The organism is Ruegeria sp. HKCCA0370 (assembly GCF_013033705.1).
In the GTDB taxonomy this organism is placed as follows: Bacteria; Pseudomonadota; Alphaproteobacteria; order Rhodobacterales; family Rhodobacteraceae; genus Ruegeria.
The window spans coordinates 1-10,995 of sequence record NZ_WQEP01000014.1 but is presented as its reverse complement, the minus strand read 5'-3'; the positions used below and the strand labels follow the sequence as shown (position 1 = coordinate 10,995).

8 protein-coding genes are annotated in these 10,995 nt (G+C 58.1%); 6 read left to right on the top strand and 2 right to left on the bottom strand.

Features of this window, described 5'->3' with window-relative positions:
• The first annotated feature begins 2 nt into the window (after positions 1–2).
• The 3 genes from rpoC to GOW31_RS20080 all read left to right on the top strand — a co-directional run bounded on the left by rpoC (position 3) and on the right by GOW31_RS20080 (position 5,872).
• Positions 3–4,244, top strand: coding sequence for a DNA-directed RNA polymerase subunit beta' (rpoC, locus tag GOW31_RS20090; RefSeq protein ID WP_152459176.1), 4,242 nt, complete (start codon positions 3–5; stop codon positions 4,242–4,244).
• A 186-nt stretch (positions 4,245–4,430) separates the two neighbouring features.
• On the top strand, positions 4,431–4,913 hold the full coding sequence (locus GOW31_RS20085; RefSeq protein WP_171172539.1) for a hypothetical protein: 483 nt from the start codon (positions 4,431–4,433) through the stop codon (positions 4,911–4,913).
• Positions 4,914–5,002: 89 nt separating this feature from the next.
• Positions 5,003–5,872: a DMT family transporter gene (locus GOW31_RS20080; RefSeq protein ID WP_171172537.1), complete on the top strand. Its 870-nt coding sequence runs from the start codon at positions 5,003–5,005 to the stop codon at positions 5,870–5,872.
• Here GOW31_RS20080 and GOW31_RS20075 read toward each other — a convergent pair.
• Together GOW31_RS20075 and GOW31_RS20070 are read right to left on the bottom strand one after the other, a co-directional pair.
• The gene (locus tag GOW31_RS20075; RefSeq protein ID WP_171172581.1) at positions 5,857–6,663 is read right to left on the bottom strand and encodes a putative rhamnosyl transferase; all 807 of its coding nucleotides are present in this window, start codon (positions 6,661–6,663) and stop codon (positions 5,857–5,859) included. The two genes, GOW31_RS20080 and GOW31_RS20075, sit on opposite strands and share 16 nt — an antisense overlap.
• A gap of 4 nt (positions 6,664–6,667) precedes the next feature.
• The gene (locus GOW31_RS20070; protein ID WP_171172535.1) at positions 6,668–7,474 is read right to left on the bottom strand and encodes a putative rhamnosyl transferase; all 807 of its coding nucleotides are present in this window, start codon (positions 7,472–7,474) and stop codon (positions 6,668–6,670) included.
• 390 nt (positions 7,475–7,864) lie between these two features.
• On the opposite strand from GOW31_RS20070, the gene rpsL reads away from it, so the two are divergent.
• Genes rpsL through fusA form a run of 3 tightly spaced genes read left to right on the top strand, consistent with a single transcriptional unit; the run spans position 7,865 to position 10,858 of the window.
• Positions 7,865–8,236, top strand: coding sequence for a 30S ribosomal protein S12 (gene rpsL / locus GOW31_RS20065; protein ID WP_005621086.1), 372 nt, complete (start codon positions 7,865–7,867; stop codon positions 8,234–8,236).
• 15 nt (positions 8,237–8,251) lie between these two features.
• Positions 8,252–8,722, top strand: coding sequence for a 30S ribosomal protein S7 (rpsG, locus tag GOW31_RS20060; protein WP_010441203.1), 471 nt, complete (start codon positions 8,252–8,254; stop codon positions 8,720–8,722).
• An 18-nt stretch (positions 8,723–8,740) separates the two neighbouring features.
• Positions 8,741–10,858 (top strand): elongation factor G, encoded by a 2,118-nt coding sequence (gene fusA, locus GOW31_RS20055; RefSeq protein WP_171172533.1) that lies wholly within the window; start codon positions 8,741–8,743, stop codon positions 10,856–10,858.
• The last annotated feature ends 137 nt before the right edge of the window (positions 10,859–10,995 follow it).

The window sequence follows — 10,995 nt, the reverse complement described above, 5'->3', positions numbered from 1 at the left end:
AAATGAACCAGGAAATCACCAACAACCCGTTCAACCCGCTGACGCCCCCGAAGGTCTTTGACGAGATCAAGGTCTCGCTGGCGAGCCCTGAGCGGATCCTGTCTTGGTCCTATGGCGAGATCAAGAAACCTGAAACCATCAACTACCGGACGTTCAAGCCTGAACGCGACGGTCTGTTCTGCGCACGTATCTTTGGCCCGATCAAAGATTACGAATGTCTGTGCGGCAAATATAAGCGGATGAAGTATCGCGGCGTTGTCTGCGAGAAATGCGGTGTGGAAGTCACCCTGCAGAAAGTCCGCCGCGAGCGTATGGGCCATATCGAACTGGCCGCGCCCGTCGCACATATCTGGTTCCTGAAATCGCTGCCGTCCCGCATCGGTCTGATGCTGGACATGACGCTGCGCGATCTGGAACGTGTTCTGTACTTTGAAAATTATGTCGTCATCGAGCCCGGTCTGACCGACCTGACCTATGGCCAGATGCTGACCGAAGAAGAGTACATGGATGCGCAGGATGCCTATGGCATGGACGCGTTCACCGCGAATATCGGTGCTGAAGCTATCCGTGAGATGCTGGCCCAGATCGACCTGGAAGCCGAAGCCGAGCAGCTGCGCGCTGATCTGGCCGAAGCAACCGGCGAGTTGAAGCCCAAGAAGATCATCAAGCGTCTGAAGGTTGTTGAATCCTTCCTCGAGTCGGGCAACCGGCCCGAATGGATGGTCATGACCGTAATCCCGGTCATTCCGCCGGAACTGCGTCCGCTGGTTCCGCTGGACGGTGGCCGTTTCGCGACGTCTGATCTGAACGATCTGTATCGCCGCGTCATCAACCGGAACAACCGTCTGAAGCGTCTGATCGAGCTGCGCGCGCCTGACATCATCGTCCGCAACGAAAAGCGGATGCTGCAGGAATCCGTTGACGCTCTGTTTGACAACGGCCGTCGTGGCCGCGTGATTACCGGTGCCAACAAGCGTCCGCTGAAATCGCTGTCGGACATGCTGAAAGGTAAGCAGGGTCGCTTCCGTCAGAACCTTTTGGGTAAGCGCGTCGACTTCTCGGGCCGTTCGGTCATCGTGACCGGTCCGGAACTCAAGCTGCACCAGTGTGGTCTGCCCAAGAAGATGGCGCTAGAGCTGTTCAAGCCGTTCATCTACTCGCGCCTTGAAGCCAAGGGTCTGTCTTCGACCGTGAAGCAGGCGAAGAAACTGGTCGAGAAAGAGCGTCCCGAAGTGTGGGATATCCTCGACGAGGTGATCCGCGAACACCCTGTCATGCTGAACCGTGCGCCGACGCTGCACCGTTTGGGCATTCAAGCGTTCGAGCCGGTCCTGATCGAAGGTAAAGCCATCCAGCTGCACCCGCTGGTCTGTTCGGCCTTTAACGCCGACTTCGACGGTGACCAGATGGCTGTGCACGTCCCGCTGAGCCTTGAGGCCCAGCTGGAAGCCCGTGTTCTGATGATGTCGACGAACAACGTTCTGTCGCCTGCAAACGGTGCGCCGATCATCGTTCCGTCGCAGGATATGATCCTGGGTCTGTACTATGTGACCCTGGAACGCGAAGGCATGCCGGGCGAAGGCAAGGTCTTTGGATCGATCGAAGAAGTTCAGCACGCGCTGGATGCGGGCGAGGTGCATCTGCACTCGAAAATCACGGCCCGGATCACGCAGATCGACGAGGAAGGCAACGAAGTTCAGAAGCGCTATGAAACCACCCCGGGCCGTCTGCGTCTGGGTGCGTTGCTGCCGATGAACAACAAGGCGCCGTTCGATCTGGTCAACCGTCTGCTGCGGAAGAAAGAAGTGCAGCAGGTGATCGACACCGTCTACCGTTACTGCGGTCAGAAAGAGTCGGTGATCTTCTGTGACCAGATCATGTCGATGGGCTTCAAGGAAGCGTTCAAGGCGGGCATCTCGTTCGGCAAGGATGACATGGTCATTCCGAAGGACAAGTGGAGCATCGTCGATGACACCCGCAGCCAGGTGAAAGACTTTGAACAGCAGTACATGGACGGCCTGATCACTCAGGGCGAAAAGTACAACAAGGTTGTCGATGCTTGGTCGAAGTGTAACGACCGCGTGACCGAGGCAATGATGAGCACGATCTCGGACGTTGCCAAGGCCGAAGACGGGTCGGACATGGAGCCGAACTCGGTCTACATGATGGCCCACTCGGGTGCGCGTGGCTCGGTCACTCAGATGAAACAGCTGGGCGGTATGCGTGGCCTGATGGCCAAACCGAACGGTGACATCATCGAGACGCCGATCATCTCGAACTTCAAAGAAGGTCTGACCGTTCTCGAGTACTTCAACTCGACCCACGGTGCCCGTAAGGGTCTTTCGGATACCGCTCTGAAGACGGCGAACTCGGGTTACCTGACCCGTCGTCTGGTGGACGTGGCGCAAGACTGTATCGTTCGTGAGATCGACTGCGGCACCGAGCGTGCGATCACAGCCGAAGCAGCCGTGAACGACGGTGAGGTTGTCGCCTCGCTGGCCGAACGCGTGCTGGGCCGTGTGGCCGCTGACGATGTTCTGCGTCCGGGCACCGATGAGGTGATCGTCGCAGCCGGTCAGCTGATCGACGAACGTATGGCAGACACCATCGACGAAGCCGGCGTTCAGTCGATGCGCATCCGCTCGCCTCTGACCTGTGAGTCCGAGGAAGGCGTCTGTGCGACCTGCTATGGTCGTGACCTTGCACGCGGTACGATGGTGAACACAGGTGAAGCTGTCGGCATTATCGCGGCTCAGTCGATCGGTGAACCCGGTACACAGCTGACCATGCGGACCTTCCACATCGGTGGTGTTGCGCAAGGTGGTCAGCAGTCGTTCCAGGAAGCCAGCCAGGAAGGTATCGTTTCCTTCGAGAACCCGCAGATCCTGGTCAACGCAGCCGGCGAAAGCCTGGTCATGGGCCGGAACATGAAGCTGGTGATCAAGGACGAACACGGCGAAGAGCGTGCCAGCCACAAGCTGGGCTACGGCTCCAAGCTGTTCGTCAAGGACGGCACCAAGGTGGCCCGTGGCGACAAGCTGTTCGAGTGGGACCCGTACACCTTGCCGATCATCGCCGAGAAAGCCGGTACTGCGAAATATGTCGATCTGGTTTCGGGCCTCGCTGTTCGCGACGAGACCGACGAAGCAACCGGCATGACCCAGAAGATCGTGATCGACTGGCGCGCCGCCCCCAAGGGCAGCGACCTCAAGCCCGAGATCATTCTGGTTGGCGAAGATGGCGAGCCGGTCCGCAACGATGCGGGCAACCCGGTTCACTATCCGATGTCGGTGGATGCGATCCTGTCGGTCGAAGACGGTCAGAAGGTCGAAGCCGGTGACGTCGTCGCGCGTATCCCGCGCGAAGGTGCCAAGACCAAGGACATCACCGGTGGTCTGCCGCGTGTGGCCGAACTGTTCGAAGCGCGCCGTCCCAAGGATCACGCGATCATCGCCGAGGCCGATGGTTACGTGCGCTTTGGCCGCGACTACAAGAACAAGCGCCGCATCAGCATCGAGCCGGCTGACGAGTCCATGGAGACCATCGAGTACATGGTACCCAAGGGCAAGCACATCCCGGTCGCCGAAGGGGACTTCATCCAGAAGGGTGAATACCTGATGGACGGTAACCCTGCGCCGCATGACATCCTGTCCATCATGGGTGTCGAAGCGCTGGCGGATTACATGATCGACGAGGTGCAGGACGTGTATCGTCTGCAGGGCGTGAAGATCAACGACAAGCACATCGAGGTCATCGTGCGCCAGATGCTGCAGAAGTGGGAGATCCTGGATTCGGGCGACACCACCCTGCTGAAGGGCGAACATGTCGACAAGCAGGAGTTCGACGCGGCCAACGAGAAGACCATCGCCCGCGGTGGTCGCCCTGCTCAGGGTGAGCCGATCCTGTTGGGGATCACCAAGGCCTCGTTGCAGACGCGTTCGTTCATCTCGGCGGCGTCGTTCCAGGAAACTACTCGCGTGCTGACCGAAGCTTCGGTTCAGGGCAAGAAAGACAAGCTGGTTGGCCTGAAAGAGAACGTCATCGTTGGTCGTCTGATCCCCGCCGGTACCGGTGGGGCCACTCAGGCCGTTCGCCACATCGCGCAGTCGCGTGACAACGTGGTGATCGAAGCCCGCCGGGAAGAGGCCGAGGCCGCCGCCGCCCTGGCCGCGCCGATCATGGATGACGATATGGTCGGGGATGAGCTGGACGTTCTGGTCGAAACACCGGAAAGCCGCGAATAAACCGCGTCATTCAGAACCAAAAAAGGCCCTGCGATTTCGTGGGGCCTTTTTTCGTCGCCTCTCCTGCTACGCAATTGTGAACCGTCGTGACAGAGCACAGCCTTTGACGCGATTGCATCAGGCTTGTGGTTCTTCAATCGGTGGTTTAGCGATATTCTGTGTTTTCGGATTATTTTGAGCTGAACAATGGACACCAAAAGCAACTCTTTCGAGGACCGTGTGGCGCGGATCAAAAAGCGTTCGGCAGAAAACACACACAAGTCGCCTATGCCTCGAACCGAGAGTATCTGGCAACGTCTGGGGTATCCCGCTGCGTTTATGGGGGCTTTTTTACTGGGTGTTTTTGCGGTCTTCCTGTCCCGCCTGATTCAATACCAATCGGTTGGCATTCCGGTGCCCGGAAAGGTGGGAACGCAGGATTTCGTAAGCCTCGGCCTTGCAGGCGGGGCCTGCATCATGGTTATGCTGTTTCTGAAAGGTAAACTGCGAGAGTTCGCCGGGGCGCTCACGGTTGGTGCGTTGGTGACGACCTTTTCCTTTCATAATTTCGTGTGGAAATATCCTGTGTTTTTCGAACTTGTATACGGGGAAGACTGGGTGGAGTTTGTAAAAGACACGACAGAGCCTTCCAGCCTGAATCTGTTCGGGACCATCCTTCCATTCGGTTGATGATCTCTGCACCCCTTGTGCGTTGTTGACATCCAGCCCGTCTCGGCGGCCAATGCGGGGCGATCAATAGCCCCGGAGCCCGAAGCAGCATGACTCCAAACACCAAAGGCGCTTTGCTGATGATGGGCAGCATGGCTGCCTTTACCCTGAACGATACGCTGGTGAAGGTTGCCTTGCAGGATCTGCCATTGTTTCAGTTGGTGGCCATGCGCGGGTTTCTGGCGGTATTTCTGATCTATGTGCTTGCCCGGTCACTGGGCACGTTGCATCTGAATTTTTCGCGCCATGACAAGTGGCTGGTTGCACTGCGCTGCCTTGCAGAGCTTGCGGCGACATTCTTTTTCCTGACGGCGCTGAAGAACATGCCGCTTGCCAATGTTACGGCCATTCTTCAGGCATTGCCTCTTACGGTAACATTGGGTGCTGCTCTGGTTTTTTCCGAACAGGTTGGTTGGCGACGCGCTTTGGCAATCGCCGTGGGTTTCGTCGGAATGCTGCTGATCGTAAGACCCGGGCCAGAGGGGTTCAGCGTGTATTCCATCTATGCGCTGGTTGCAGTGGTTTCGATTACAGTTCGGGACCTCATCACGCGACGCATGTCAGCCGACGTGCCGTCAATGCTGGTTACCCTTGCCACCTCGGTTTCCATAGCGGGGGCTGCGGCAATAGCTTCGGTTTTCGAAGGATGGGTTGCGGTCTCGGCAACGGCGGTTTCCCAGGTCGCGGCGGCGGCCGTGTTTGTGCTGCTTGGCTATTTGTTCAGCGTCATGGTCATGCGTCAGGGAGATGTCGGATTCGTTGCACCGTTCAGATATTCCAGCCTGATCTGGGCGCTCGGGTTGGGTTGGGTCGTGTTTGACGAATGGCCTGACAGCCTGACGATGCTGGGTGCTGTCCTGATCGTGGGTGCCGGTCTGTTCACCTTGTTCCGGGCACGTGCGCGTCAGGGCTTGGCGTGACGCCGTCTGACCACGTCCGGATCAATGGCGAAACGGGTTTGAAACTCGAGCTCCTGCTGCCGGGTAAGAGGGTTGAGCGCTACATCCATGTTTCTGGTTCGCGGTGAGTCATTGAACCTGTTCAATCCCCGTACCCACATCGGACTATCGGGTCGGGTCACAACGGGCATCGCGCGGTTGATCCTGTTATGGGCAAAATTCATGATCGATTTCCGCTGCCCGCCCCGCACGTACATTCCCAGACCGGCAGTGATCAACGGGCGATGCACGCGCGTGGCCTGTATCCCCTCGGAATTGGCGCGGGCCAGATAACCGCAGTTGAAGTCAACGGCGACCATCGCGTGCCTTTCGAACAATCCGACGCATTCCCTGACACAGCCCCGAAACCGCTCGACAAAATCCACGGCCACTGCATCATCATCGTCGTGGCGAAACTGAAGGCAGGGTTGATCAGGATCGTTCCGCGCCGAATTCAGGACATCCTGCATGACTTTTCTGTGTCGCCCCGGAGGTTTCGCGACAATGCGCACCTGTTTCAGCCCACCGGTCAGATCGTTGAGGCGGTCAAATGCCGGCTTGGGCAGGCAGTCGCCGACCACGATCACCAACTGGAAATCTTCGTCGGACTGTTTTTTGAAACCGGGCAGGGCGACCGTCTCGAACAGGCGAAACCGTTCTTCCAACCTGTCGTGCTGGTACAGGAATTGCCGTCTTTCTTCGACACTCTCGTGCGTTGTCTGAAAGCCGCCAATTGCGGGATAGGAAAACCGACAAAGGCCAATCACTTGCATTTTCTCAGCGCGCCGCATATCTGGCCTCGAACGCGTCAGGGTCGATCGAGAACCGTACCCGCAAGTCTTCTGCCTGTTCAGGCGTGAAAGGCGATAGCTCGCTGGTATCTTTGCGCGCGTGGTCCGAGTCGTTGAAATCGTGCAGCATCCTTACCCACATAGGCGTGTCCGGATAGCTGACCACGGGCATGAACCGGGCGAGCCTGTTGTGCAACCGGTCAAAGATCGTCCGCGTGCTGCCGGCTTGAACATACATGCCCAGGCCAACGCCCAGCAGCGATCGATAGACCCGAGCGGCCCGAATTCCGTGGGCCTCGCGCCGGGCGATGTACCCTTGATTGAAGTCTATACCGACGGACTCGCTCTGCTGCATCAGCCCTGTGTTTTCGACAACAGCAGCGCGAAGGCGTTCCATGAAATCAACGGAAACGGCGTCATCGTCATCATGCCGAAACTGTAGGCAGGGCTGATGCGGGTCCGCGCGGGCGGTGTTCAGCACCTCTCGCACAATCTGCTTATGATCCCCTGGTTCTTTTGCAATGATACGGATCTGTTTGATCCCGGCGGTCAGGTCGCGCAGCCGGTCCGCATGGATCTGAGGCAGGCACGTCCCGGTCAAAACATACAACTCGAACGTCTCATCGGTCTGGGTGCCAAAACCGGGCAGGGTGATTGCCTCGAAAAGACGAAGGCGTTCTTCCAGCCGGTCGGGGGCATACAGAAATTGCCGTTGTTCTTCAATCGTATCCCGGTTCAGCCGAAAACTGCCGGTTGCGGGATAGGAAAACCGGCAAAGGCCAATCACTTGCATCTGTAATCCATCAGCAGATATTCGACCCGACTATGCCCTTGCCGCGGTTCAGCCGCAACCGGGACAGCGGCGCGCAGGAATGGCAATCCTACAGGCTGCATTCAACGCGCGCGCCTGGGCGCCGGGATAGGGCTGTTGACACTTGGGACGACTCCCCCTATACGCGCGTCATCTCGGTACCGGGGGCCGCCCCGTAGCCGATTCCAGTAATGAACTGGTCAAGGCCCGGACAATTTTGCAGTTCGCGCCCTCTGAGAACCAACCGCGACGTTCACCTCGGAATGGGAACGCTCGTGGGTTTTGCGCTTGTGGACGCATAAGTGCAGCGAATTTAGCCGCACGCAACGCGCGTGCATGTCATGTGTGTTGCAAAACGGGGAAAGAACCGGAATGCCAACTATTCAACAGCTGATCCGCAAGCCGCGGCAGCCCAAAGTCAAACGCTCGAAGTCCATGCACCTGGAGCAGTGCCCGCAAAAGCGCGGTGTCTGCACACGTGTCTATACCACAACGCCTAAAAAGCCGAACTCGGCGATGCGTAAGGTTGCCAAGGTGCGCCTGACCAACGGGTTCGAGGTCATCTCGTACATCCCCGGTGAAAGCCACAACCTGCAGGAACACTCGGTTGTTCTGATCCGTGGCGGCCGTGTGAAAGACCTTCCCGGTGTGCGTTACCACATCCTGCGCGGAGTTCTGGATACTCAGGGCGTCAAAGACCGTAAGCAACGTCGTTCGAAATACGGCGCGAAGCGTCCCAAGTAAGAAGGAGAGGCTGATATGTCACGTCGTCACGCCGCCGAAAAACGCGAAGTCCTGCCTGACGCCAAATTTGGCGACAAGGTACTGACCAAATTCATGAACAACCTGATGATCGACGGCAAGAAGTCGGTCGCAGAGCGCATCGTCTACAACGCATTTGATCGCGTTGAGAACAAGGTAAAGCGCGCTCCTGTCGAAGTGTTCCACGAAGCGCTCGACAACATCAAACCGTCGGTCGAGGTTCGCTCGCGCCGGGTTGGTGGTGCAACGTACCAGGTTCCGGTCGAAGTGCGCCCCGAGCGCCGCGAAGCACTGGCCATCCGCTGGCTGATCACCGCTGCGCGCGGCCGCAACGAAAACACCATGGAAGAACGCCTCGCCGGCGAGTTGCTGGACGCCGTACAGTCCCGCGGAACTGCCGTTAAGAAGCGCGAAGACACCCACAAGATGGCCGAGGCGAACAAAGCCTTCAGCCATTACCGCTGGTAATTCTAGAGGCTTATCCAAATGGCACGCGAATATCCGCTCGAACTATACCGTAACTTCGGTATCATGGCGCACATCGATGCAGGCAAGACGACCTGCTCGGAACGCATCCTGTATTATACTGGTAAATCCCACAACATCGGTGAGGTGCACGATGGTGCCGCCACCATGGACTGGATGGAGCAGGAGCAGGAACGCGGCATCACCATCACCTCGGCTGCGACCACCACTTTCTGGGAACGCACCGAAGACGGTAAAACCGCCGATACCCCCAAGCACCGCCTGAACATCATCGACACCCCCGGCCACGTTGACTTCACCATCGAAGTTGAACGCTCGCTGGCGGTTCTCGACGGTGCCGTCTGCGTTCTGGACGCAAACGCCGGTGTTGAGCCCCAGACCGAAACCGTGTGGCGTCAGGCTGACCGCTACAAGGTTCCGCGCATGGTTTTCGTCAACAAGATGGACAAGATCGGCGCAGACTTCTTCAACTGCGTTCGCATGATCGAAGACCGCACCGGCGCACGTGCTGTTCCGGTTGGTATCCCGATCGGCGCCGAGTCCGAGTTGGAAGGTCTGATCGACCTGGTCACCATGGAAGAATGGCTGTGGCAGGGCGAAGATCTGGGCGCAAGCTGGATCAAAGCACCGATCCGCGACAGCCTGAAAGACATGGCTGAAGAATGGCGCGGCAAGATGATCGAAGCGGCCGTCGAAATGGACGACGACGCGATGATGGAATACCTGGAAGGCAATGAGCCCGACGTTCCGACCCTGCGCAAACTGCTGCGCAAGGGTACGCTGGACATCGCGTTCGTTCCGGTACTGGGTGGTTCCGCGTTCAAAAACAAAGGCGTTCAGCCGCTGCTCAACGCTGTGATCGACTACCTGCCCAGCCCGCTGGACGTTGTCGACTACATGGGCTTCAAACCCGGTGACGAAGAAGAAGTCCGTAACATCGCGCGTCGCGCTGACGATGACATGGCCTTCTCGGGCCTGGCGTTCAAAATCATGAACGACCCCTTCGTTGGCTCGCTGACCTTCACCCGGATTTACTCGGGTGTGCTGAACAAGGGTGACTCGATCCTGAACTCGACCAAAGGCAAGAAAGAGCGCATCGGCCGCATGATGATGATGCACTCGAACAACCGGGAAGAGATCGAAGAAGCGTTTGCAGGCGACATCATCGCGTTGGCGGGTCTGAAAGACACCACCACGGGTGACACCCTGTGTGACGCCAAGGATCCGGTGGTTCTGGAAACCATGACCTTCCCCGATCCGGTGATCGAGATCGCGGTCGAGCCCAAAACCAAGGGCGACCAGGAAAAGATGTCTCAGGGTCTGGCCCGTCTGGCCGCCGAAGACCCGTCCTTCCGCGTGGAAACCGATCTGGAATCGGGTCAGACCATCATGAAGGGCATGGGCGAACTTCACCTGGACATCCTGGTTGACCGCCTGAAGCGCGAGTTCAAGGTCGAGGCCAACATCGGTGCGCCGCAGGTGGCCTATCGTGAAACCATCTCGATGCCGGTCGAACATACCTACACCCACAAGAAACAGTCGGGTGGTTCGGGTCAGTTCGCCGAGGTCAAGCTTGAGATCACTCCGACCGAGCCCGGCGAAGGTTATTCGTTCGAAAGCCGCATCGTTGGTGGTGCTGTTCCGAAGGAATACATCCCGGGCGTCGAAAAAGGCATCCAGTCTGTCATGGACAGCGGCCCTTTGGCTGGCTTCCCCGTGATCGACTTCAAGGTTGCCCTGCTGGACGGTAAGTTCCACGACGTCGACTCGAGCGTTCTGGCGTTCGAAATCGCTGCCCGTATGTGCATGCGTGAAGGCATGCGCAAAGCCGGCGCGAAACTGCTGGAACCGATCATGAAGGTCGAAGTGATCACCCCGGAAGAATACACCGGCGGTATCATCGGCGACCTGACCTCGCGTCGTGGCCAAGTGTCTGGTCAGGAGCCGCGCGGCAACGCAATCGCGATCGACGCATTCGTTCCGCTGGCGAACATGTTCGGTTACATCAACACCCTGCGTTCGATGTCGTCGGGCCGTGCCCAGTTCACCATGCAGTTCGACCACTACGATCCGGTTCCGCAGAACATCTCGGACGAGATCCAGGCGAAATACGCATAAGCGAAGATTTGGGGGAGCGTGGGTATCACGCTCCCTTCATTACCGAAAAAGGAGGCCATCATGGCAAAGGAAAAGTTTGAGCGTACAAAACCGCACGTCAACATCGGCACGATTGGCCACGTTGACCACGGCAAGAC